Below are 23,174 nucleotides of genomic sequence, written 5' to 3' on the forward strand. Positions count from 1 at the left end.
CGCGTTCAGTCGCGGGGCCCGCGCACGAGCTCCAGACCGGCTCCGGCGAACTGCCGCAGCGTCGCGTCGGGCAGGAACGCCCTCGTCAGCGCCCCGCCGATCGCGGCGAGGTCGCTCTCGTCGCGGAACAGCAGGTACATCGTCTCGTAGCGCGGGTGGAACTTCTGCTTGAAGCGGTGCAGCGACCCGAAGCCGTAGACCGGCTCGAGCGCCTCGGCGAGGCGGTCGCTCAGCGCCGCGATCATGCCGGCGTCCGGCGGGTAGTCGTGGGCGAGCGGGGCCCCGGAGAGCGACATGATCTCGCAGCCCTCCTCGGAGAACTGCTTCGCGGACGAGCCGATCAGGTACTCCATGACGGGGCCGAATCCGCCCTCCCTGCGCCGCATGAGATCGAGCGTCCACCCACGCACGACGCCGCCCTCGCCGTAGATCGGCAGCCAGGAGAGGAAGCCGTCGACGTCTCCGTTCGGCGCGACGGCGAGCGCGAGCCGCACCTCGTGCGCCTCCGCCTCGTCCAGGGTGCCGAGGGTGAAGCGCATCTCGGGGAGGTCCTTGTCGCCGACCCACGCCTCGGAGATCGCACGGAGCTGCTGCTGCACGCCCCACGGCTCCGACTTCAGGTGCGTGAGGCGGAAGGTCATCTCCTCGCGGCCGGCCTTGTTGAGGGAGGTGCGCACGGAGTTCCAGCGCTTGCCGGTGAACGACAGGCCGGGCAGGTCGACGATCGTGTCGTCGGCGACGACCAGGCTGCGCCAGGTGTCGGGCACGGCAGCGCGGGTCGCGTCGTCGGCGCTGAAGAAGCACGGCACGAGCCCCGCGTTCTCGGCGGTGTGGATGAACTCCTCCACCGCCGTGGCGCGCGTCTCGGCGGGGCCGATCGGATCGGCGAGCGCCAGGGCCACTCCGCCCCGTCGTTGATAGGCGACGATGCCGCCGGTCGTCCCGGCGTAGCTGTTGCCCTCCCACGTCGTCATCCAGGAGAGGGTGCCGCCGCCGTGGGCGCGCAGGGTCCGCAGCAGGTCGGCGAGGGTCGGGGCGGGCTGGATGCCGAGCTTCGACGACCTCTTCGCCCGGAACGCGCGCCGCACGACGATCAGGTAGATCAGCACCAACAGCCAGAGGAACGCGCTCGCGAGCGACAGCTCGGTCTCGCCGTAGATGACGGACTCGAGCTCCGCGGCGCTGGTGAGCATGATGAGCGTCAGGACGAGGACCCCGCCCAGCACGTTGAGCGCACCGAGGATGATCGCGAGCACCCAGCTCCAGCGGCGACCCCGGCGGAGCCCACGCACGATGAGGAGGACGACCGCGACATCGATCGCCACGTCGACGACACCGCCGGACACCGGTTCGGTCGGGCCGAACGGGCCGTCGGTGGGGAGGAGGATCGTGATGATCTCGGCCGCGGTGAGCGCGATCACGGCGATCACGGCGATCAGGCGCTGCTCCCGCACGGTCGTCCTGCGGACCCGCAGCGAACGGTCCGTGACGAGGATCAGCAGCACGGCGAGCAGGTGCTCCAGATCGTCGACCGCACCCCAGAACAGCATCATGACGAAGACGAAGCCCAGGAGCACGAGCCAGCCGCGCACGCGCCACGGCGCCCGGAACAGGCCCACAGCGGCGGCGATGCAGGCCATCGTGCCGCCGGACGCCCCGACATCGAGCGACTGGGCCTGCGTCTGCGCCCAGGCCCAGGGGACCTGCGACAGGAGCAGCAGCGTCAGGGCCGTGGCGAGGACGGCGAAGAGCTGGCCGACCCAGAAGTAGGCGAGGGCCACGCGCGAGCCTCGACGGAACTCGAGGTAGCCCATGCCCCAGAAGCTGGCGATCGTGATCGCATAGACCCAGGGCTGGCCGATGAAGAACGTTCCGGTGACCGGCGTCCACCACCTGCCGTCGGAGAGGTTCGGCAGCCCGTAGGCGACGGCCTCGAAGAGATCCGCATCCTCGAACGGCATCCACAGCCCTCGGGATGCGACGCCGACGAGGAGGATCAGCCCCACCATGGTCAGTGTGGCGGGGATCCTCCGCAGCGCGGAGACCGCCTGGCTCGGTGTGATGCGTCGCGACCGGGTCATGTGCTCAGCGTAACGATGCGGGCGGCGGGGCTTCCCTCGGCGCGGCGCGGGGCGTTGGATGGGACGCATGGTCGGGACGAGCGGACAGAGAACGGCGATGCTGCGTCGCACGGTCGCGTGCTGCGCGACGGCATCCGTCTTCGCGCTCGCCGCGTGCACGTCGTCGAATGGGCAGCCTGTGGCATCCGCACCGGCTCCGATCGTGTTCGCCGACGACCTCGATGCGCCCTGGTCGATGGTCCTCCACGGCGAGGCGCTCCTGATCAGCGAGCGCGACAGCGGCCGGGTGCTGGAGTTCGACGAGAGCGGAGCCCGGCACGAGGTCGGAGTGATCGGCGGCGTCGTCGCAGGCGGGGAGGGCGGGCTCCTCGGGCTCGCGGTGCGCGACGGGGACCTGTACGCCTATCTCACCGCCGACGACGGGAACCGGGTCGAACGCCGGACGCTCGTCGGCGAGCCCGGCGCCCTCTCGCTCGGCCCTCCGGCGACGGTGATCGACGGCATCCCCTCCGCGTCGAACCACAACGGCGGGCGCCTCGCCTTCGGGCCGGACGGGATGCTCTACGTCACCACGGGCGATGCGGGAGACCGCGACAGCGCGCAGGACCTCGACGCCCTCTCCGGCAAGATCCTCAGACTCACGCCCGAGGGAGGCATCCCCGACGACAACCCGTTCCCCGGGTCGCCCGTGTACAGCTACGGCCATCGCAACCCGCAGGGCATCGGGTGGGATGCCGACGGCACGATGTACGCGACCGAGTTCGGGCAGGACACCTGGGACGAGCTCAACGTCATCGAGGCAGGGGGGAACTACGGCTGGCCGGAGGTCGAGGGCGCCGCCGATGACACGGACTACATCGACCCCGTGCAGCAGTGGCGTCCGGCGGAGGCGAGCCCCAGTGGCCTCGCGGTGACGAACGGCGACATCCTCATCGCGAACCTGCGCGGTGAACGATTGCGCAGCGTGCCGCTCGACGACCTGTCCACGAGCACCGAGAGCGTCGTCGGAGAGTACGGACGGCTCCGCGACGTCGTGGTCACGACGGGGGCGATCTGGCTGCTGACGAACAACACCGACGGCCGCGGCGACCCCGCGGAGGGCGACGACCGGGTCCTCCTGTTCCCGATGGACTGAGGGCTCAGTCGAGCAGGCCCTTCTCCGTGAGCAGTGGTCGGACCCCTTCGGCGAACCAGTACGCCTCCTCGAGGTGGGGGTAGCCCGACAGCACGAACTCCGTGAAGCCGTGACCGTGGTACTCGGCGACGAGATCGGCGACCTCCTCGTAGCTGCCGACGAGCGCCGTGCCCGCCCCGCCGCGCACCAGCGACACCCCGGCCCAGAGCCCCGGGTGCACCTCCAGCTCGCTGCGGGTGAGCCCGCCGCTGCTGAGCGCGTTCTGACGCTGCTGGCCGACCGACTGCGAGCGGGAGAGCGTGGCTCTCCGCCGCGCCAGGACCTCCGGGTCGAGGCCGTCGATCAGCGAGTCCGCGATCGACCACGCCTCCTCAGAGGTCGGACGGGCGATCACGTGCAGGCGGACGCCGTAGTCGAGCCTGCGCCCGAGCGCCGCAGCCCTCGTCTGCACGCGACGGATCTTCTCGGCCGCCTGCGCCGGGGGCTCGCCCCAGGTGAGGAACACGTCGGCGTGCGCGGCGGCGACCTCGATCGCGGCATCCGATGAGCCCCCGAGGTAGATCGGCGGCGCCGGCACGGCCGTCCGGAGCTGCGCATCCTCGATCCGGAAGAACTCGCCGTCGTGGGTGACGTTCTCTCCCGCCCAGAGGCGGCGCAGGATGCCGAGGTACTCTGCTGCCCTGCGGTACCGATCGTCCTTGCCGATGGTGTCGCCGAAGCGGCGCTGCTCTGCGTCCTCGCCGCCGACGACGATGTTGACCCGCAGTCGCCCGCCGCTGATGCTCTGGAATGTCGCGGCGGTCTGCGCCTGCAGCGTCGGGGAGACGAGTCCCGGCCGGACCGCGATGAGGTAGTCGAGTGCGCGGGTGTGCTGGGTGAGAGCCGAGGCGATCGTCCAGCTCTCCTCGTTGCCGCCGCCGGAGGGCACGAGCACCGCCTCGTAGTCCAGCTGCTCGGCGGCACGCGCGATCTGCGCGAGGTAGTCCACGGTGGGCTCGCGCTGAGCCGCCACCCGACCGGCCGGGTCGTAGGCGGTCGCGCTGCCGAGGCCGATGTCGGTGCGGGAGTCCCCGGTGAGCGGCAGGAACCAGTCCAGCGAGATCGCACTCATGCCGACGCGCCTTCCGGACGGGGGAGGATGCCGCGCACGATGCCTCCGTCGTTCACAGATGCCATGCGTCGAGTGTCGCCCGTCCGCCACCTCGCCCGCACGCCGAGCGACGCTGTGAGACGCTCGATGACGTACTGCGTCGGCGTGCGGCATCCGCCCTGTGCGCCGCGGGTAGCGTGAGGCGACGCCGGGCGGGCGCCCGGGTGGACCCCGAGGAGATACGCAGATGACCGCACCCAGCCCGCTCGAGACCGAGGCGCTCGAATTCATCCGCGCGCTCATCCGCATCGACAGCGTCAACACGGGGGATGCCGCGACGATCGGCGACGGCGAGACACGAGCCGCGCTGTTCGTGAAGGAGAGGCTCGAAGAGGTGGGCTATCGGGTCGACCTCGTCGAGCCGCAGCCCGGACGCGCCAGCGTCGTCGCGCGACTCGAGGGTTCCGACCCCGATGCGGGGGCGCTGGTCGTGCACGCGCACCTCGATGTCGTGCCCGTCGAGGAGGCCGACTGGACCCACCCGCCCTTCGGGGCCGAGATCCACGACGGCATCCTGTACGGCCGCGGAGCGGTGGACATGAAGAACTACGCGGGCACGATCCTCGCGATCGCCCGCGCGTTCCGTCGTGACGGCGTCGTTCCCCGCCGCGACCTCATCTTCGCCTTCTTCGCCGACGAGGAGGCCGGTGGCGTGTGGGGAGCGCGCTGGATCGTCCGACACCGGCCGGAGCTGTTCGCCGGCGCCACCGAGGCGATCAGCGAGGTGGGCGGCTTCTCCGTGCCCCTCGCCGACGATCGCCGCGCGTATCTCGTCGCCACCGCCGAGAAGGGCGTGACCTGGGCGACGCTCACGGCGCGCGGCCACGCGGCCCACGGCTCCCGCCCGACAGCCGACAACGCGGTCGTGCGTCTCGCCCGCGCCGTCGCCGCCGTCGGCGCGCACCGGTTCCCGGTCGTCCGGACGCCCGCCCTCGACCGGTTCCTCCAGGTGTTCGAGGAGCACCGCGGCCTCCGCGTATCCGGCGCCGACAGCGAGCTCGACGAGCAGCTCGCCGAGCTCGGGTTCGTGTCCTCCCTCGTCGGAGCGTCGGCGCGCAACACGGTGTCGCCCACCGTGCTCGCCGCCGGCGGCAAGACGAACGTGATCCCCGCGGAGGCATCAGCGCGCCTCGACATCAGGGTCCTGCCCGGAGCGGATGCCGCGCTGCGCGACGAACTGGCGGCCGTGGTCGGCGAGGGGGTCGACATCTCGTGGGGCCATGCGGTCCCCGCGATCGAGGCGCCGCTGGATGCGCCGCTGATCGACGTCCTGCAGGGGGCGATCGCCGCAGAGGACCCGGGGGCGCTGGTGGTGCCGTACCTCCTCCCGGCGAGCACCGACAACAAGCACCTCGCTCAGCTCGGCATCCGCGGCTACGGCTTCGTGCCGCTGCGCGTGCCCGCCGACTTCGACGTGTTCGGCGAGTTCCACGCGGCCGACGAGCGGATCCCCGTCGACGCCCTGCACTTCTCGACGAGGGTGACAGAGCAGATCCTCCGCAGGGCCTGATCCGCCGCTTCCCGTGTTACCGGCGGAGCCGTCCGGTTACGCGACGAGCCCCTCGGTTACGGCGTGCGTCTGCCGGTTGCGACGTGTGAAACCCGGCTGTGATCAGCGATTGCGATGCCCCTACCTTGGCTTCACGCGGCACACCCGGTGCCGCTCGGAGCACGAGGATCACCATGACTGACACAGCCGCCCCACCCGTCGGCACCGCGGTCGATCTCGAGATCGACCGCCCCCAGGATGCGCGGGGGAAGGTGGATCTCGGCGCCGTCACCGTGGTGCATCCGCGCCACTGGTGGCGATGGACGATCGCCGCGATCATCATCTTCGTCCTGGCCCAGTTCGTCTGGAGCCTCTTCACGAACGACCGCTACATGTGGGACTCGTTCGCCGAGTACTTCTTCTCCGGTCCCGTGCTCATCGGCATCGGCTACACGCTCTCGATCACCGCGGTGTCGGCGGTCGTCGGCTTCGTGCTCGGCACGATCATCGCCCTCGGCCGGCTCTCGACGTCGACGCTGCTGAGCTCCGCGGCGTGGGGGTACATCTGGTTCTTCCGCTCGGTGCCGCTCGTCGTGCAGATCATCGTCTGGTACAACCTGGGCTACCTCTACCCGACCCTCGGGCTCGGCACCCCGTTCACCACCGACTTCTGGATCGTCGAGTTCCCGACCGTGCAGCTCATCAGCGCGTTCGCCGCGGCGATCCTCGGGCTCGGGCTGCATCAGGCCGCGTACTCGGCGGAGATCATCCGGGGCGGCCTCATCTCGGTCGATCAGGGGCAGCAGGAGGCCGCGGCCGCTCTCGGCATCCCGGCCAGCAGACGGCTCTTCCGCATCATCCTCCCGCAGGCGATGCGCTCGATCATCCCCAACGCGACCAACGAGGTGATCGGCCTCGTCAAGGGCGCCTCCGTCGTGTTCGTGATCGCGATCCCCGAGCTCTTCTACGCCGTGCAGGTGATCTACAACCGCAACAGCCGGGTCATCCCGCTCCTGCTCGTCGCCGTGGTCTGGTACACGATCATCACCACGATCCTCAGCATCGCCCAGTTCTACATCGAACGGCACTTCGCCCGCGGCTCCGTGCGCACCCTGCCGCCCACCCCGCTCCAGCGGGCGCGCCGTTGGGCGAACGCACAGTGGACGCGACTGGGGGATGCTCCACCCGAGGCGCCGGTCGCGTCTGCGCTCGCCGCATCCGGAGGGGGCGTCCGATGACCGCCGTCGCCGCGGAGACCGCGACCAGGGGGCTCGTCGAGATCCACAACGTCCACAAGAGCTACGGCGGCGTCGAGGTGCTCTCCGGCATCGACCTGACGGTGCAGCCGGGGGAGGTGGTCGCACTGCTCGGCCCCAGCGGTTCCGGCAAGTCCACGCTGCTGCGCACGATCAACCACCTCGAGAGCGTCGACCGCGGATCGGTCACGGTCGACGGCGAGCTGATCGGCTACGAGCTGCGCGGAGAGAAGCTGCACGAGCTGCGCGAGCGCGAGATCCTGCGGCGCCGCACGCAGGTGGGCATCGTGTTCCAGAACTTCAACCTGTTCCCGCATCTCACCGCGCTCGAGAACGTCACCGAGGCGCCCATCGCGCTGAAGCGGCTGAGCACGGACGATGCGCGGGAGCTGGCGCTGGGTCTGCTCGACCGCGTGGGTCTCGCCGACAAGGCCGACGCCTACCCGCGGCAGCTCTCCGGCGGCCAGCAGCAGCGCGTCGCGATCGCCCGCGCCCTCGCGCTGAAACCGAAGGTGCTCCTGTTCGACGAGCCGACCAGCGCCCTGGATCCCGAGCTCGTCGGGGAGGTGCTCGACGTCATCCGCGACCTCGCGCAGCTCGGCACGACGTTGATCATCGTCACGCACGAGATCGGCTTCGCCCGGGAGGTGGCCGACCGCGTGGTGTTCCTCGACGCCGGCGTCGTGGTCGAGCAGGGGCCTCCGGCCGACGTGCTCAGCAACCCCCAGAACCCCCGCACCAGGGACTTCCTGTCCAAGGTGCTGGGCTGACCTGCACGACCCGAACGCGGCCCGTCCGCAGCATCCAAGGAGAACACAGAAATGGCACTCAGCAAGAAGCAGGGCGTCGCGATCGGAGTGGCCGCCGCAGCGGTGCTCGCGATCGCCGGCGTCGTGACCGCCGTCACCCTCAACCGGCCGACGGAGGCGGCCGCCGACTACGCGACCCCCGCCCCGAAGGAGACCTCGGCCAACGTGTCGGCCGACGACATCGAATGGGTCACCGGCGAGGTCGTCCCCGAGGCCGTCGCCGCGCTGAAGGAGAGCGGCTTCGAACCGATCGAGAAGGGCAAGCTCACCGTCGCCGTCGGCGCCTTCGTGCCGCCGCTCAGCTACGTCCCCGACGGGGAGACCCTCCCTGCGGGCACCGAGCCGAACATCGGCAGCCTGATCGCGGAGGGGCTCGGGCTGGAGTACAACCCCGTCGTCGTCGCCTGGGCGGACTGGCCCCTCGGCGTGCAGTCGGGGAAGTACGACCTCATCACCTCCAACGTGACCGTCACCGAGGAGCGCAAGGAGCTCTTCGACTTCGCGAGCTACCGGCAGGACCTGCTCGGCTTCTACGTGAAGGCGGACAGCACGATCGACAAGATCGAGGAGGCGGCGGACATCTCCGGCCTCAAGATCGTCGTCGGCTCCGGCACCAACCAGGAGCAGGTGCTGCTCAAGTGGAACGAGGAGCTCGAAGCCGACGGCAAGGCCCCGGCCGAGCTGCAGTACTACGACGACAACGCCGCTGCGACGCTCGCGCTGCAGTCCGGCCGTGTCGACGCGAGCTTCGGCCCGAACGCCACGGCGGCCTGGGCGGCGCGGGAGACCGGCGACACCAGGCTCGTGGGGATCGTCCCCGGCGGCTGGCCGCTCGCGGCGACGATCGCCGCAGGGACCGCGAAGGGCAACGGCCTGATCGAACCCGTCGGCATCGTGCTGAACGAGCTCATCGCGAACGGGAAGTACGCCGAGGTCCTGAAGGCCTGGGGGCTCGATTCCGAGGGCATCGACGCGTCCGAGATCAACCCGCAGGGGCTTCCGAAGTCCTGACCCAGAGGTGCGGGCCGTGCGCGAGAGCGCCGGCCCGCACGCCTCCGCCGCACCTCCGCACCGAGAAGGACGAAGACCATGACCGACCGCGCACCACTCAGCATCCTCGACCTCTCGCCGTTCGGCGCCGGGTCGACTCCGGCGCAGGGGCTGCGCGACACGATCGCGCTCGCGAGGACGGCGGAGCGCCTCGGCTACCGCCGGTATTGGCTCGCCGAGCACCACCTGAACCCCGGTGTGGCCGGCGCCGCGCCGCATGTGCTGCTCGCCGCGGTCGCCGCGGCTACCGAGCGCATCCGCATCGGCACCTCCGCGACGATCATCGGCAACTACTCGGCGCTCCAAGTGGTCGAGGCCGCCGGCGTCGTCGCGGCCCTGCATCCAGGACGCTTCGACCTCGGCATCGGCCGCTCCGGCTCGACGACCCAGCCGACCGGCCGTGCGTCGGAGCCGGCGCCGCCGCAGGCCAGGATCGTCGACGGACTGCTCCTCCCCGCCGCGCGGCCGTTCGCCTTCGACGCCGTGCGGTTCGCCGCGCAGGCACGGCTGCTGAGACGGACCGCGGGCGACGCCGACCGCTTCGAGCAGGACGTGCTCGACATCCTCGCCCTGATCGAGGGCTCCTACGTCGCACCCGAGGGCGTCCCGATCCATGCGACGCCCGCCGAGGGGCAGCCGATCGAGGTCTGGCTGCACGGCAGCACGGCCGGACCCAGCGCCGAGCTCGCGGGCCGGCTCGGACTGCCGTTCGGTGCGAACTACCACGTCGCCGGCAGCTTCGTGCTCGACGCGGTCGATGCGTACCGTCGCGCGTTCCGCCCCGGCGTGCTGGATGCGCCGCACGTGATCGTGTCGGCCGATGTGCTGGTCGCCGACACCGCCGCCGACGCCGAGCGCGTGGGCCGCGGCTACGCTGAATGGGTGCACAGCATCCGCGCCGGTCAGGGCGCCATCGCCTATCCACGCCCCGAAGACGCTCTCGTCGAGCCGTTCGAACCCGACCTCCTGGATGCCGTCGGGGACCGCCTCGACACCCGGTTCGTCGGCGATCCCGATCACGTCTCCGAGCGGCTGGAGACCCTGCAGCGGGTCACCCGCGCCGACGAGCTGCTGGTCACCACGATCACCCACGACCCCGCGGACCGTGCGCGCTCCTACGAGCTCCTCGCCGCAGCGTGGGGGCTCGGCTCTCCCGCCGAGCGCGCCCTCGCCACGGCGGTGCGGGCGTGACGGCATCCGCATCCGGCACGCGGGCGCCCGCCCTCGTCATCCGTCTCATCGCGCCGGCCGAGCACGCTCTCGTCGGGCGCCTCACCGAAGAGGCGTACCTCTCCAGCTACACCGGTCTCTCACCCGCGTACGTCGAGTCCCTGCGTGACGTCGACGCCCGTGTCGCCCTCGGCGACGTGTGGGTCGCGGAGGACGCAGGCGGCGTCATCGTCGGCAGCGTGTGGGTGCCGCGCCCCGGGGAGCAGCTCTCCGAGCTGGCGGAGGAGGGCGAGCTCGACTTCCGGCAGCTCGCCGTGTCTCCGTCGGCGCGAGGCCGCGGCATCGGCGAGGCGCTGACGAGGCACGTGATCGCCCTGGCCGTCGAGCGCGGCGCCCAGCGCGTCGTGATGAACAGCGGTCCCGAGATGCTCGGCGCGCACGCGCTCTACGCGAAGCTCGGCTTCCGCCGCCTCCTCGAGCGCGAGCACCGCATCGAGGTGGAGCCGGGGCTCTTCCTCGACCTGCTGGCTTTCGGCCTGGACCTCGATCCGCGCAGCTGACGGGGGACGACGTGGAAGGAGGACCTGCCCCGCGGGGCAGGTCCTCCTCTCCGTTCTCCGTCAGAGTCGACCGGACGGCACGATCCCCGTGGCGGAGAAGACACCCTCCACCCGGTCGCTCGGCGTCTTCTCGCCGGCCTCGACCGCGATGCGCAGACGGTTCTCCGCCGGCGGCAGCGGGCAGGTCGCGAAGTCCGTGTAGGCGCACGGGAGGTTCACGGCCCGGTTGAAGTCGATCACCGTGTCGTCGGAGTCGTCCGCCACGTCGATCGTCACCGTGCGGTTCGCCGCGTAGGTGGTCACGCCGCTCGTCGCATCCGTGAAGAGGATGAACAGCTCGCCCGGCCGATGTCCGGGGAAGGCGAGCAGACGGAAGACCTCCCCGTCGATCGCGAACTCCGCATAGCCGGGGGAGTCGTACACGTGGCTCAGACCGTCGACCGCGGCTCCCACCTCGATCGATCGCGGCGCGATGAAGCGCACGAACCGTGCGGGAACGCGCCAGCCGGGGTCGGCCGGATAGACGGGGGTCCCCGCGTACGCGCGCAGGAATGCGACGTCCGACCGCCGGGGGCGGAGGATGCCGCGGCCGCCGCGCGTGGCGACCTCCACGACGCCTCCGGAGAAGCCGACCGTGACGCCGTCCCGCTCGGCGATCGGGCCGAAGCGGTGCGTGCCTCCCACGGTCGCGCCCTCGACGATCAGTTCCTCGTCGTGCGCGAGCTCGACCGCGGGGCCGTCGGCGCCGGTGCTCCACAGCCCGGGAAGACCCGGCACCGCGGTCGGCTCCTCCGACAGCCAGAACAGCCCGGTCACGGCGAGGAAACCGTGCGGATCGGCGCGCCGGCGCTCATGCGCGGCGTGCCAGTCCTCCCACTCCCGGGTGAAGGCCGCGGCATCGATCGTCGCGGGGATGCTCATCGCGCGCTCTCCGTCCCCGCCGAGAGCAGCTGCCCCGTGCGCTCCGGCACCGGAAGGCCGAGGTTGTCCCGCAGGGTCGTGCCCTCGTAGTCGGCGCGCAGCGATCCGCGCTCCTGCAGCAGCGGGACCACCTGGTCGACGAACTCGTCGAGCCCCGACGGCACCAGGTGCGAGCCGAGGACGACGCCGTCGCCTCCGCCCTCCTGCACGAACGTGTCGAGCTGGTCGGCGACCTGCGCGGCCGTGCCCACGTACCCGGCCCTGCCGGCGATCTCGTGGGCGAGCCCGCGCAGGGTCAGCCCCTTCGCCTCGGCGAGCTCACGCCACGCGCGCACCGTCTCGATGCGGTCCTGGAACACGAACGCACGGCCCTGGATGATGGCGGGCGCCTGGGGGTCGGGGTCGACGTCGGGCAGGGGGCCGTCGGGGTCGTACGCCGAGAGGTCGCGATTCCACACCTGCTCGAACGTGACCTGGATGGTCTTGTCCGTCAGCTGCTGCTCGCGGATGTGACGCTCTTTCTCCTCGGCATCCGCCTGCGAATCGCCCAGGACGAACCCCGCGGCGGGCAGGATCTTGATCTCGTCCGGCCCGCGGCCGAAGCGTGCGGCGCGCTCCCTGATGTCGGCGGAGAACGCCTTGCCCTCCGCGAGCGTCGCATAGGGGGAGAAGATCGCATCGGCCGTGGATGCCGCGAAGTCCCGCCCCTGCGGGGAGACGCCCGCCTGCACGATGACCGGGCGGCCCTGCGGGCTGCGCGGCACCGTGAACCGCCCGGAGATGTCGAACTGCGTGCCGCTCTGCGCGAAGGCGCCGGCATCCGCATCCGCGAGGAACACACCGGACTCCTTGTCTGCGACGATCGCGTCCTGCGCCCACGAGTCCCACAGGCGTCGGACCGCGGCGACGGTCTCCTCCGCCCTGACGTAGCGTTCGCTGTGCGGGAGGAATCCGCCGCGACGGAAGTTGGCTCCGGTGAACGCGTCGAACGACGTGACGACGTTCCACCCCGCCCTGCCCCCGGAGAGGTGGTCGAGGCTGGCGATCTGCCTGGCCAGCTCGTAGGGCTCGTTGAACGTCGTGTTCAGCGTGCCGACGAGGCCGATGTGCTCGGTGACCGCGGCCAGGGCGGCCAGCACGGGGAGCGTGTCGGGGCGCCCGGCGATGTCGTGGTCGAAGATGCGCCCGGCGCGGGCGCGCAGGGCGAGGCCCTCCGCGAGGAAGAAGTAGTCGAAGCGGCCGCGCTCGGCGGTCTGGGCGACGTGTCGGAACGTCGCGAAGTCGATCTGGCTCCCGGCATCCGGGTGCTCCCACAGCGTGTGCTCGTTCACACCGCCGACGTAGGCGGCGAGGATGATCTGCGTGCGCGGTCTGGTGGTCATGTCGTGTCCTCCGGGTTCTCAGGCGATGGCGTAGCGGTTGGGGACGGTCTCGGCGAGCCCGAGCAGCCCCCGCAGGGTGTCGGCCTCGTAGGACTCGTGGAACAGCCCGCGCGACCGCAGCTCCTCTGCGAGATCTCCCGCGATGCGCGGGAGATCGTCGGTGAGCACGCCGGGGCGCAGTCGCACGCCGTCGTAGCCGATGGCGCCGAGCTGCGCGATGAGCTCGGCGAGCTCGGCGGCCGAGCCCGTGAAGATCCGCGCATCGCTCGTGAGGGGCCGGCCGAGGGCGTCGAGCCTGCGCAGTCGATCGGCGGCGCGCTCGCCACCCGGCTCGTCGAGGAGCACGACGATGTCGGCGAAGATCCGCAGGCGCTCGCCCGTCCGCCCCTCGGCCTCCTCGGCCGCGGCGACCTCGTCGAGGATCGACCGGGCGTGCGCGGCATCCGCGGGGGTCACGAAGACCGCATCGGCCGACCGTGCCGCCAGGCGATACGGCACCTCCGCATGGGCGAGGGCCACGACGACGGGCTGCCCCTGCGGCGGGCGCGGCGTGATCGACGGCCCGCGGACGCTGAACCAGCGCCCCTCGAAGTCGACCTCGTGCACTCTGTCGGCGTCGAGGAAGCGGTCGGTGGCGACGTCGCGGATCTCGGCGTCGTCCTCCCAGCTGTCCCAGAGCCGGCGGACGACCTCGACGGAATCGGCGGCCTCGTCGAAGAGCTCGGCGACGAGCGCGTCGAACGCCGGCTCGCCCCACGCCGCATCGGCGCCGGGGTGCGATCGTCGGCCGAAGTGCGCCGCCTCGTCGTGGCGACCGGACACCTTCACCTGCCACCCCGCGCGCCCCTCGCTGGTGTAGTCCAGGGTTGCGACCCCCTTCGAGACGTGGAAGGGCTCGGTGTGGGTGGTGGTGATCGTGGGGATGAGCCCGATGCGCGAGGTCGCCGGCGACACCCGCGATGCGATCAGCAGGGCGTCCAGGCGCCCGCGCACCTCGTCGGTGCGGTCGTCCGGTCGGCCCTGCTCGGAGGACTGCAGCGCGAGCGAGTCCTCGATGGTCGCGAAATCGAGGAGGCCCTCCTCGGCGAGGCGGACGAGGTCGACCCAGTACGCGGGTGTGAACAGCTCGGCCGGGCGGGACGAGGGCTCGCGCCAGGCGGAGGGATGCCAGCCGGCGCCCTCGAGGGCGACGCCGATGCGCAGTCGTGAACTCATTGTGTGTGCTCCAGTTCTCAGGCGGTGGATGTCAGGAGGAGGGGACGAGGGCGGATGCCGCCGGCACCCAGCCGAGGCGGGGGAGGACGGCGTGGCGGATGTCGGAGAGGATCTGCCGGTAGTCGTCGAGGGCGAGCGCATAGGGCAGCGCGATGCGCAGCTCGGTGCGTCCGTCGATCGCAGGGTCGGCGAGCAGGCGCTCGACGATGTCGTCGGCGGTGCCGAACAGATCGCGCTGGAAGACGTGGCCGCCGACCGGCGCCTCGGTGCGCGCCTGGCGGCTCTCGGCGAACGCCGTGTACCGCGCGCGCTGCGAGGAGGTGGCGCTGTCGAGCGGCAGGATCACCCGCTCGACCCCCACCGACGGCGCGCCGGGACCGGAGTGATGCGCGTAGTAGTCGTCGATGTGCGCGCGCTGGGCGGTCTCGAAGTCGTCTCCGGATGCGCTCGCCGTGATGTTGCCGAGCAGGAGCTTGAGTCCGCGCTGGGCGGCCCAGTGCACCGAGCGGGCGGAGCCGCCGCCGAGCCAGACGCGGTCGCGCAGATCCGCGATGTGCGGCTGCACGCGGGGTGTCTGCGGCCCGTACGGCGTGGGGATGTCCGGACCCAGTGCGCGACCCTCCACGGCCTCCAGGAATCGGGAGATCAGCTCGTACGGATCCACGGCCTCGTCCTCGCCGCGGCCGAGGTGGCGGAGCAGGTCGCCGTGCGGCGCCGAGGAGCTGATGCCCACGTTGAGCCGGCCGCCCGACAGCGCGTCCACGGTCGCGAAGTCCTCGGCGAGCCGGAACGGCGTCTCGTAGCCGAGCGGCACCACCGCCGTCTCCAGGCGGATGGTGTCGGTGCGCTGCGTCGCGGCGGCGAGGAAGGTCAGCGCCGAGGAGACCCCGCGTTCGAGGTGCCGCTGGCGGATGCCGGCCACCTGGAACCCGATCTCCTCGGCGAACTCGAACAGCCGCAGGGTCTCCTCGAGACCTCCGGACGGATCCGCCTCCGGATAATTGCCGGCGAGCGTGAACCCGGCCTCGGAGATGGTGTGGCCGTGCGGGTGTGCGGTCATCGGTGCGGGTCCTTCCCTGCGACGTGGAGTGCCGATGGGCGATGTTCTCACCGCGCCGCGGAGCCGCCAACGCGACGGTCACGCGCTGTCGCCCACGGTCACCGCCCGACCCCGACGGTTAAGCGGTGACGCGAGACGTCACCGGGCGACACAGGACGGAGGCAATACGACGGAGCCGACCCGTGTTGCTCCTAACGTGGGTGCACGCCACCCCGAGAGCCCCTCACGAACGGACCGGTCCCATGACGCACGCACCCACCGACGACCACGTCCTCGACAACCCCGCGTGGCACGCCCTCACGGGGCCGCACGCCTCGTTCGCCGTCGGCGGCGACCTGGTGCGCCGCTACCCGGCCGACGTCGCTCCGTTCGTCGCGGTGCGGACCTGGGAGCATCCGCACGTCTGGCAGGAGCTCACCGAGCTGGTGGGTCCAGGACAGGAGGTGGGCATCTCCGCCGCCGACCCCGAACTGCCGGAGGGGTGGGAGGAGCTCGGACGCGGTGCGGGCGTGCAGCTGGTGGAGACGGATGCGCTGCGCCCCCGCCCCGATGAGGAAGCGGTGCTGCTCGGCGCCGCGGACGTCCCCGAGATGCTCGCGCTCGTCGAACGCAACCAGCCGGGGCCCTTCCGTCCGCGCACCCACGAGCTGGGCCGGTACGTCGGCATCCGCCGCGACGGCAGGCTGATCGCGATGGCGGGTGAGCGGCTGCATCCGGAGGGGTGGACCGAGATCAGCGCCGTCGCCACCGACGCGGAGCACCGCGGACAGGGCCTGGCCTCGCGGCTGGTGCTCGACGTGGCGTTCCACATCCAGGAACGAGGCGACCGGGCGCTCCTGCACGCGGCGGCGACGAACACGGGGGCGATCCGCGTCTACGAGCGTCTGGGTTTCACGCTCCGACGGCGCACCACCTTCCTCTCGGTCCGCACCCCCGTGGACGCGGACGACCGGGCCCTCGCCGGTTAGCCGTTCACGGCCTTCTCGATCGCGGCCTCCAGGTCGCCCCAGGCGGTCAGCTCGAGCTGCGTCCCGTCGAGGAAGAACGACGGGGTGCTCTGCACGCCGAGCGCGACGCCGTCCGCTTTGTCGGCCTCGATGCGCGCGAGCGTCGCCGGATCTGCGACCGCCTCGTCGTACGCGGCCAGGTCGAGACCGAGCTGCTCGGCGAACCCGCGGAACACCTCGGGGGTCTCGACGGGCTTCTCGCCCCACTCTGCCTGGGTCTCGAAGAGCATCGTGTACATGTCCTCGAAGCGGTCCTGCTGCGCCGCGGCCTCGGCGGCCAGCGCCGCCTGGGTCGAGTTGATGTGACCTGGCAGCGGGAAGTAGCGCACGACGTAGGTGATCTCGCCGTCGTACTTCTCGCGGAGGTCTTCGACGATCGGGTGGAAGGCGCCGCACGCCTCGCACTCGAAGTCGAGGAACTCGACGAGGGTCACGGCGCCCTCTCCGGCGTCGTCGAGGACGTGCGAGTCGGTGCGGACGGTCTCGCCGTCTCCCGACGGGGTGGACGCGCGCTGATTGAGGGCGAACACGATGGCGCCGATCGCGACGAGGACGATGACGGCGAGGGTGATGATGAGGGCTTTGAACGAGGTCTTCATGGGGTCTCCGAACACAGGACGAACAGGGGTGAGCACAGCGGATGCCGCAGAGAGCGGCGGCGCGGCTCAGGTTCGCGAGACGGAGAGCTGGGTGAGGGTGAGGGCGGGGACGTGCAGACGGGGGCCGGCTCTGCTCGGCAGCAGCGCGCGCACGGCCACGCCGGTGGTGACGACCAGCCTGTCGGCCGCCACGCGCAGGACCAGGAGCACCAGCAGGAAGCAGCAGATCACCGCGACGACGCCGAGGCCGGCATCCGAGGTGAGGACGTCCGCCGTCGTCGGGCCGTGGTGATCGGCCGCGGCGGTCCCCGCCGGTGCGTCCGCCGCGACGCACAGCGTCGCGTGGGCGTCGCTCTCGCCGTGCGACGACGACCAGGCCCCGACGACGAGCAGCAGTGCGAGCCCGAGCGCGCTGGCGATCCTGACGATCAGCATTCGCTCGGTCCGGGGCGGCGACGACAGACGGGGCATCGCCGGGCAGTCTAGCAACGCCGCCTCTGCGGACAGGGGCCGGTGCTCAGCCGACGCGCCTACACTGAAGACGTGGCGAGATTGTTGATCGTCGGCGGCTTCCTGGCCGCCGTCTTCTGGGTGTTCAGCATCGTCGACTGCGCAGTGCAGCCGGCGACGCGGCACCGCGGTGTGCCCAAGTCGGGGTGGATCGCCATCGTCGTCCTCATCCCCGTCGTCGGAGGCGTGCTGTGGTTCGCGCTCGGCCGGCGCCGTGGTGATGATCGCTCCGCGAGGGTGTTCGCTCCCGACGACGACCCCGCCTTCCTGCGCAGCATCGACAAGAAGGAGCAGGACGCCCGCATCGCCGAGCTCGAGGCGGAGCTCGCACGCCTCGAGGACGAGGGCGACGGGACTGCGACGGACGCGCGTCCGTGACGTCGTCTCCTGCGACGGATGCCGCGGCGTCCCTGATCTCAGACCTCATCGCGCACGGCGTGCGCGATCTCGTGCTCTCACCGGGCTCCCGCTCTCAGGCGCTCGCGCTCGCCGCGGTGGCCGCCGCCGGACGCGGGGTGCTCCGCGTTCATGTGCGCATCGACGAGCGCGTCGCCGGGTTCACGGCACTCGGGCTGTCGCGGGAGACCCGCGTGCCCACCGCTGTCGTCTGCACCTCAGGCACGGCCGTCGCGAATCTGCTGCCTGCGGTCATGGAGGCCTTCCACTCCGGCGTGCCGATGCTCCTGCTCACGGCCGACCGGCCCCCGGAGCTCCGCGGAGTCGGTGCCAACCAGGCGACGATCCAGCCGGGGATCTTCGGGCCGTTCGTGCGTGCGCAGCTCGATGCGCCGGTGCCGGGAGACGGTGACTGGACCGGGCTCGCCTCCGCGGCCGTCGCGACCGCCCTGGGCGGGGATGCCGCGCACGGACTCCCCGGCGTCGCCGGCCCCGTGCACCTGAACCTCCCCACCCGCGAGCCGCTGTCGAGCGGGTCCCCGGTCATCGACGTCGACCCCGGTGAGGCCCCGCGCCACGGCGAGGGCACGCCGATCGTCCTCGAACGCGGTCCGCGGACGGTCGTCATCGCCGGCGCCGACGCCGGGCCGCGCGCCGAGGAGATCGCCCACGAGGGCTCCTGGCCGCTCATCGCCGAGATCGTCAGCGGCGCCCGCTTCGGCAGGCGGCTCGTGCACGGCTACCGAGCGCTTCTCGGCGAGCCGGAGCTCGGCGGGCGCATCGAGCGCGCCGTGGTGCTCGGCCACCCCACGCTCAGCCGAGAGGTGTCGCGCCTGCTCTCCCGCACCGACGTCGACGTCGTCGCCGTGCGGCACGGGGGAGAGGATCTGGACCTCAACGGACGCACGCGCCCCGCGGCATCCGTCGTCGTCGCCCCGGGGGAGCCGGATCGCGACTGGCTCGGCGCGTGGCTCACGGCATCCGCCTCCCTCGCGATCGACCTCAGCGAGCGGGCCCCCGATGCCGACGGACTCGCCTCGACCGACGTCGCGGCGCGGAGGGACGCGGTGCGGGCCGAGCTCGCCGCCGTGCGTCGCCCGCTCGATCGCGAGCTGCTCGCCGACGCCGTGTGGCGCGCGACCTGGCCGCACGACCGGCTCGTGTTCGGGTCGTCGCGGCTCGTGCGCGTCGCCGACGCCGTGCTGGGCGGCAAGAAGGTGCCCGTGCACGCCAACCGCGGGCTCGCGGGCATCGACGGAACGATCGCCACCGCCACGGGCATCGCCGTGGCCAGTCAGGCCGAGGGCGCGCACGGTGTGACCCGCGTGCTGCTCGGCGACCTGGCCTTCCTGCACGACGTGGGGGCGCTGCTGCTGCCACCGGACGAGACCGCGCCCCGGCTGCAGGTCATCGTCGGCAACGACGGCGGCGGCACGATCTTCGACGGACTGGAGGTCGCGGCATCCGCACCTGCCGCCGACCTCGACCGCGCCTTCTACACGCCGCACGCCGTGCAGCTCGAGCAGCTCGCCCTCGCGTACGGCTGGGAACACCACCGCGTCACGACGCGCTCCGCGCTCGACCAGGTGCTCACCGCCCCGTCGGGAGGGCGTCAGCTCATCGAGGTGCCGCTGCCGCGCTGACTGGCATGATGTGTGCATGAACGCACACGCCTGGACACGCGAGCTGCAGGTCGGCGAGGGGTTCCGCCTCTCTGACGTCGACCCCGACGGCAAGCCCGGATTCTCCGGTGGCAAGACCGAGGGGGCGCACGCCCTGGTATCCGGACTCGACGACCTCAACCACCTGCAGGAACGGCTGTTCGCGGAGAGCCGTGCGGGGGTCGCGAAGGATGCCGTGCTGCTGGTGCTGCAGGCGATGGACTCCGCGGGCAAGGGCGGCATCGTGCGGCACGTCGTCGGCGGGGTCGACCCGCAGGGCGTCTCGCTGGCCGCGTTCAAGGCGCCGACCGCGGAGGAGCGGGAGCACGACTTCCTGTGGCGTATCGAGAAGCGCCTGCCCGAACCCGGCTTCATCGGGGTGTTCGACCGCTCGCACTACGAGGACGTGCTGATCGGACGCGTGCGCGCGCTGGCGGAGCCGGACGAGATCGAGCGCAGGTACGGGGCGATCAACGACTTCGAGGCGGAGGCCGCGGCCTCCGGCATCCGCATCGTCAAGGTCATGCTGCACATCTCGCGCGACGAGCAGAAGGCGCGGCTCATGGAGCGGCTGGAGCGCCCGGACAAGCACTGGAAGTACAACCCGGGCGACGTCGACGAGCGGCTTCGGTGGGACGACTACATGGCCGCGTATCAGACCGTGTTCGAGCGCACGTCGACCGAGGTCGCCCCGTGGCACGTGGTTCCGGCGAACGCCAAGTGGTACGCCCGGCTCGCCGTGCAGGAGCTGCTGCTCGCGGCGCTGGAGGACATCGATCCGCAGTGGCCGGCCGCCGAGTTCGACGTCGAGGCCGAGAAGAAGCGCCTCGCCGCGAGCTGATTCCGGGCGTGCCCGGAGCGGCCGGCGCGCACGCGGTGCACAACTCCTCAAGAATCCTCCTCAGAGGGCCGGATCCGGTCCGGTCGGGCGGTTTCCCCGCGTTCTGTGAGGAGTTGTGAACGCGCTCAGGCGAGGGCATCGACCAGAGGGCGGAACTTCACCCTGGTCTCCAATAGCTCGGATTCCGGGTCGGAACCGGCGACGATGCCCGCACCCGCGTACGCCGTGACGGCGATGTCGTCGGGGCCGGTCTCGAACTGGGCGCAGCGCAACGCGATCGCCCACTCGCCGTTGCCTGCGGCATCCACCCAGCCGACCGGTCCGGCGTAGCGGCCGCGGTCGAAGGGTTCGAGCTCGCGGATCGCGGCGATGGCGTCGGGGGTCGGCGTGCCGGCGACGGCGGCGGTCGGATGCAGCGCGCCGATGAGGTCGAGCGCGGACTCGCCGTCTGCCAGCTCCCCCTCGACGTCGGTCGCGAGGTGGAACAGATTGGGGAGCTTCAGCAGGAACGGCTGTTCGCTCGCAGCCAGCGCCCTGGTGTGTGGTCGGAGAGACGCGAGCACGCTCTGCACGGCGTACTCGTGCTCGTCGAGGTCCTTGGTGCTGGACGCCAGCGATGCGGCGGCAGCGGTGTCGGCATCCGCATCGGCGCCGCGCCCGATGGTGCCGGCCAGAACCCGTGCGGTCACCGTGCGGCTCCGCACGGTCACGAGGGTTTCCGGGCTCGCACCGATCAGCCCGTCGACGGCGAACGCCCAGGTGTCGGGGTATCCACTCGACAGTGCACGCACGAGGCGGCGCAGGTCGGATCCGGCGGGGATGCTGCCGGTGAGGTCGCGCGCCAGCACGACCTTGCTCAGCTCGCCGTCGGCGATGCGGCCGAGCGCCTGCCGCACGGAGTCCTGGTATCCCTGGGGGCTCTGCGCGCCCGGTCCGACCGTTCCCGCCCAGTGCGGCCCGTACTCCCGGGGCTCGGGGTCCGCGGACGTCGCCGGGTCGGACGAGCTGCGGATGCGGGTCAGCCAGGTGCGGCCGCGGTGACGGCCGATGACGGCGGAGGGCACGACGAGGATGCTGTCGACGGCGGAGTCCTCATCGAAGGAGAGGGCGCCGAAGGCGACCAGTCCGGTACCGGGGAGGCCGAGGGGATCGTCGATCTCGGCATCCTGCACCAGATCGCGCCAGAGTCGAGCGGCGATCGCCGACCGGAGCGGGCCACGGCCGGCCGGGATGCGGATGCTCTCCACGACACCGGATCCGACGGCGACGATCCCGTCGCCGCGGCGCAGCCACGCGAGCGGGTCCGCGGGGTCGGCGTACGCCAGGGGGTCTTCGACCGGGTCGATCTCGCGGGTCTCCACGACCAGCCTCGTGCTCACCCCTCCAGCCTAGTTCGTCGGTCCGGGCGGTCTCCCCGCCCGCGCCACGTCTCCGCGTCTGTCCGCTTCGTCCTCCAGGTGTCTTCGCCCAACTCCACGGGCACGAGAGCACGGCGGGGGGCGCAGCGGCGGGCGTGGGGGTGGGGGCGCATACGCTGAGGGCATGAGCGATGCACGCCCCGCACCCGGCACCGAGATGATCATGCAGTGGCGCAAGTGGGACGGCTCCCCGCACTGGCGGCACGAGTGCGTGTACCTCGGCTCCGACCGATGGGGCGACTGGATCGGACAGCCGGTCGGCTGGCGGAGTGCTCGTCCGGGTCGCGAGTTCACGGCGGACGGGCTCAATGTCACTCTCGTCCCCGCCGGTCGAGAGGACTTCGCGCTCACGGTGAATCGCGACCACCCCAAGGGCATGCGGATCTACATCGATCTGGGCTGGGACGTGCACTGGTCCGACGACCCGCTTCTCGTGACCGGGATCGACATGGACCTCGATGTCGTGCGGGTGACGGGGGAGCGCGGCACCTGGGTCGACGATCGTGACGAGTGGGCCGAGCACAGCGCCGAGTACGGCTATCCGCCCGCGGTCATGGCCCACCTCGAGGCGCTCGCGCTCGATCTCGAGGAGGGGGTGCGGGCGCAGCATCCGCCCTTCGACGACGCCACGGCGGATGCCTGGCTCGACCGCCTCGCCGCGCTCGACCTCGGGCCTGGTGGGCAGGGCGGGCGCTCAGCCGGGCGCGCCTAGACTGAACCCGTGACCCCGAACGAGCCCAACCGCGCAGATCTCGGCAAGGACCCCGCCCGCGTCAGCGGCATGTTCGACCAGGTCGCGGCGGGATACGACCGCACGAACACGGCCATGACGGTCGGCAACGACGCACTCTGGCGCGCCGCGACGACGCGCGCCGTCGCCCCGAAGCCGGGGGAGCGCATCCTCGACCTCGGCGCGGGCACCGCCTCGTCGTCGGCCTCCCTCGCCCGCAGCGGCGCCGAGGTCGTCGCCGCTGACTTCTCTCCCGGCATGCTGGCCGAGGGCAAGCGTCGGCACGGCGGCATGCGCAACCTGTCGTTCGTCGAGGCGGACGCCACCGACCTGCCCTTCGCGGATGCCGAGTTCGACGCCGTCACGATGTCGTACTCGCTGCGCAACGTGAACGACCCGAAGAAGGCGCTGCGCGAACTGTTCCGCGTGACGAAACCCGGCGGGAGGCTCGTGATCAACGAGTTCTCCACCCCGCCACGGAAGCTGTTCCGGGGTGCGTACCGCTTCTACAACGCGCAGGTGCTCCCGCGGGTGGCGCGCGTCGCCGGCACCAACGGCGACGCCTACGACTACCTGAACGAGTCCATCCGCGAGTGGCCAGACCAGCGCAGGCTCTCCGCCTGGATCCGCGAGGCGGGCTGGACGGATGTCGCGTACCGCAATCTCTCCTTCGGCATCGTGGCCCTGCACCGTGCCCGCAAGCCCGAATGATCGAGGGGTCGCGCCGCGCAGGT

The 23,174-nt window shown here is 71.6% G+C and carries 22 protein-coding genes; 13 read left to right on the forward strand and 9 right to left on the reverse strand.

From position 1 onward, the window contains the following. Positions 1 to 5: 5 nt before the first annotated feature. Positions 6 to 2,081 carry a DUF2156 domain-containing protein gene (locus tag MRBLWH10_RS01475; protein ID WP_341941394.1) on the reverse strand — a complete coding sequence of 692 codons (2,076 nt, stop codon included), beginning with the start codon at positions 2,079 to 2,081 and terminating at the stop codon, positions 6 to 8. A gap of 97 nt (positions 2,082 to 2,178) precedes the next feature. On the opposite strand from MRBLWH10_RS01475, the gene MRBLWH10_RS01480 reads away from it, so the two are divergent. Further along, positions 2,179 to 3,216, forward strand: coding sequence for a PQQ-dependent sugar dehydrogenase (locus MRBLWH10_RS01480; protein ID WP_341941395.1), 1,038 nt, complete (start codon positions 2,179 to 2,181; stop codon positions 3,214 to 3,216). Positions 3,217 to 3,220: 4 nt separating this feature from the next. Here the strand turns inward: MRBLWH10_RS01480 and MRBLWH10_RS01485 are convergent, their stop codons facing one another. Then, positions 3,221 to 4,327, reverse strand: coding sequence for an LLM class flavin-dependent oxidoreductase (locus MRBLWH10_RS01485; protein WP_341941396.1), 1,107 nt, complete (start codon positions 4,325 to 4,327; stop codon positions 3,221 to 3,223). Between the two features lie 226 nt (positions 4,328 to 4,553). On the opposite strand from MRBLWH10_RS01485, the gene MRBLWH10_RS01490 reads away from it, so the two are divergent. The 6 genes from MRBLWH10_RS01490 (at position 4,554) to MRBLWH10_RS01515 (ending at position 10,700) form a co-directional block, all read left to right on the forward strand. After that, a complete protein-coding gene (locus tag MRBLWH10_RS01490; RefSeq protein ID WP_341941397.1) occupies positions 4,554 to 5,876 on the forward strand; it encodes a M20/M25/M40 family metallo-hydrolase in 1,323 nt (440 codons plus the stop codon). Positions 5,877 to 6,049: 173 nt separating this feature from the next. Further along, positions 6,050 to 7,093 (forward strand): amino acid ABC transporter permease, encoded by a 1,044-nt coding sequence (locus tag MRBLWH10_RS01495; protein ID WP_341941398.1) that lies wholly within the window; start codon positions 6,050 to 6,052, stop codon positions 7,091 to 7,093. Beyond that, the gene (locus MRBLWH10_RS01500) at positions 7,090 to 7,881 is read left to right on the forward strand and encodes an amino acid ABC transporter ATP-binding protein (RefSeq protein ID WP_223585958.1); all 792 of its coding nucleotides are present in this window, start codon (positions 7,090 to 7,092) and stop codon (positions 7,879 to 7,881) included. The genes MRBLWH10_RS01495 and MRBLWH10_RS01500 overlap by 4 nt, the downstream gene beginning before the upstream one ends. Before the next feature lie 51 nt (positions 7,882 to 7,932). After that, positions 7,933 to 8,931 (forward strand): ABC transporter substrate-binding protein, encoded by a 999-nt coding sequence (locus MRBLWH10_RS01505; RefSeq protein ID WP_341941399.1) that lies wholly within the window; start codon positions 7,933 to 7,935, stop codon positions 8,929 to 8,931. A 78-nt stretch (positions 8,932 to 9,009) separates the two neighbouring features. Beyond that, positions 9,010 to 10,161, forward strand: a complete 1,152-nt coding sequence (locus tag MRBLWH10_RS01510) for an LLM class flavin-dependent oxidoreductase (RefSeq protein WP_341941400.1) — start codon at positions 9,010 to 9,012, stop codon at positions 10,159 to 10,161. Then, positions 10,158 to 10,700 carry a GNAT family N-acetyltransferase gene (locus MRBLWH10_RS01515; RefSeq protein ID WP_223585961.1) on the forward strand — a complete coding sequence of 181 codons (543 nt, stop codon included), beginning with the start codon at positions 10,158 to 10,160 and terminating at the stop codon, positions 10,698 to 10,700. Before MRBLWH10_RS01510 ends, MRBLWH10_RS01515 begins: the two co-directional genes overlap by 4 nt. A gap of 60 nt (positions 10,701 to 10,760) precedes the next feature. Here the strand turns inward: MRBLWH10_RS01515 and MRBLWH10_RS01520 are convergent, their stop codons facing one another. Genes MRBLWH10_RS01520 through MRBLWH10_RS01535 form a run of 4 tightly spaced genes read right to left on the reverse strand, consistent with a single transcriptional unit; the run spans position 10,761 to position 15,278 of the window. Then, entirely contained in the window at positions 10,761 to 11,621 is an 861-nt protein-coding gene (locus MRBLWH10_RS01520; RefSeq protein ID WP_341941401.1) for a DUF1684 domain-containing protein, read from the reverse strand. Continuing rightward, positions 11,618 to 13,003, reverse strand: coding sequence for an NtaA/DmoA family FMN-dependent monooxygenase (locus MRBLWH10_RS01525; protein ID WP_341941402.1), 1,386 nt, complete (start codon positions 13,001 to 13,003; stop codon positions 11,618 to 11,620). The genes MRBLWH10_RS01520 and MRBLWH10_RS01525 overlap by 4 nt, the downstream gene beginning before the upstream one ends. Positions 13,004 to 13,021: 18 nt before the next feature. Next, positions 13,022 to 14,218, reverse strand: a complete 1,197-nt coding sequence (locus MRBLWH10_RS01530; RefSeq protein WP_341941403.1) for an LLM class flavin-dependent oxidoreductase — start codon at positions 14,216 to 14,218, stop codon at positions 13,022 to 13,024. Positions 14,219 to 14,249: 31 nt separating this feature from the next. Next, on the reverse strand, positions 14,250 to 15,278 hold the full coding sequence (locus MRBLWH10_RS01535; RefSeq protein ID WP_341941404.1) for an LLM class flavin-dependent oxidoreductase: 1,029 nt from the start codon (positions 15,276 to 15,278) through the stop codon (positions 14,250 to 14,252). Between the two features lie 242 nt (positions 15,279 to 15,520). Between MRBLWH10_RS01535 and MRBLWH10_RS01540 the strand changes: the two genes are divergently transcribed. Then, on the forward strand, positions 15,521 to 16,246 hold the full coding sequence (locus MRBLWH10_RS01540; protein WP_341941405.1) for a GNAT family N-acetyltransferase: 726 nt from the start codon (positions 15,521 to 15,523) through the stop codon (positions 16,244 to 16,246). Here the strand turns inward: MRBLWH10_RS01540 and MRBLWH10_RS01545 are convergent. After that, on the reverse strand, positions 16,243 to 16,884 hold the full coding sequence (locus MRBLWH10_RS01545; protein WP_341941406.1) for a thioredoxin domain-containing protein: 642 nt from the start codon (positions 16,882 to 16,884) through the stop codon (positions 16,243 to 16,245). The two genes, MRBLWH10_RS01540 and MRBLWH10_RS01545, sit on opposite strands and share 4 nt — an antisense overlap. Before the next feature lie 66 nt (positions 16,885 to 16,950). Then, positions 16,951 to 17,355, reverse strand: coding sequence for a hypothetical protein (locus MRBLWH10_RS01550; RefSeq protein ID WP_341941407.1), 405 nt, complete (start codon positions 17,353 to 17,355; stop codon positions 16,951 to 16,953). 72 nt (positions 17,356 to 17,427) lie between these two features. Between MRBLWH10_RS01550 and MRBLWH10_RS01555 the strand changes: the two genes are divergently transcribed. Genes MRBLWH10_RS01555 through MRBLWH10_RS01565 form a run of 3 tightly spaced genes read left to right on the forward strand, consistent with a single transcriptional unit; the run spans position 17,428 to position 20,292 of the window. After that, positions 17,428 to 17,772, forward strand: a complete 345-nt coding sequence (locus MRBLWH10_RS01555) for a PLD nuclease N-terminal domain-containing protein (RefSeq protein WP_341941408.1) — start codon at positions 17,428 to 17,430, stop codon at positions 17,770 to 17,772. Then, entirely contained in the window at positions 17,769 to 19,433 is a 1,665-nt protein-coding gene (gene menD, locus MRBLWH10_RS01560) for a 2-succinyl-5-enolpyruvyl-6-hydroxy-3-cyclohexene-1-carboxylic-acid synthase (RefSeq protein WP_341941409.1), read from the forward strand. Before MRBLWH10_RS01555 ends, menD begins: the two co-directional genes overlap by 4 nt. Before the next feature lie 16 nt (positions 19,434 to 19,449). Further along, positions 19,450 to 20,292 (forward strand): PPK2 family polyphosphate kinase, encoded by an 843-nt coding sequence (locus tag MRBLWH10_RS01565; protein WP_341941410.1) that lies wholly within the window; start codon positions 19,450 to 19,452, stop codon positions 20,290 to 20,292. A gap of 125 nt (positions 20,293 to 20,417) precedes the next feature. Here the strand turns inward: MRBLWH10_RS01565 and MRBLWH10_RS01570 are convergent, their stop codons facing one another. Next, positions 20,418 to 21,671 (reverse strand): isochorismate synthase, encoded by a 1,254-nt coding sequence (locus MRBLWH10_RS01570; protein WP_105673766.1) that lies wholly within the window; start codon positions 21,669 to 21,671, stop codon positions 20,418 to 20,420. A 163-nt stretch (positions 21,672 to 21,834) separates the two neighbouring features. Between MRBLWH10_RS01570 and MRBLWH10_RS01575 the strand changes: the two genes are divergently transcribed. Next, the gene (locus MRBLWH10_RS01575) at positions 21,835 to 22,422 is read left to right on the forward strand and encodes a hypothetical protein (protein WP_341941411.1); all 588 of its coding nucleotides are present in this window, start codon (positions 21,835 to 21,837) and stop codon (positions 22,420 to 22,422) included. A gap of 9 nt (positions 22,423 to 22,431) precedes the next feature. Next, complete coding sequence (locus MRBLWH10_RS01580; protein WP_105673762.1) at positions 22,432 to 23,151, forward strand: class I SAM-dependent methyltransferase; 720 nt, start codon at positions 22,432 to 22,434, stop codon at positions 23,149 to 23,151. Positions 23,152 to 23,174 lie beyond the last annotated feature (23 nt).

This window comes from Microbacterium sp. LWH10-1.2, from assembly GCF_038397765.1.
GTDB lineage: Bacteria > Actinomycetota > Actinomycetes > Actinomycetales > Microbacteriaceae > Microbacterium > Microbacterium natoriense.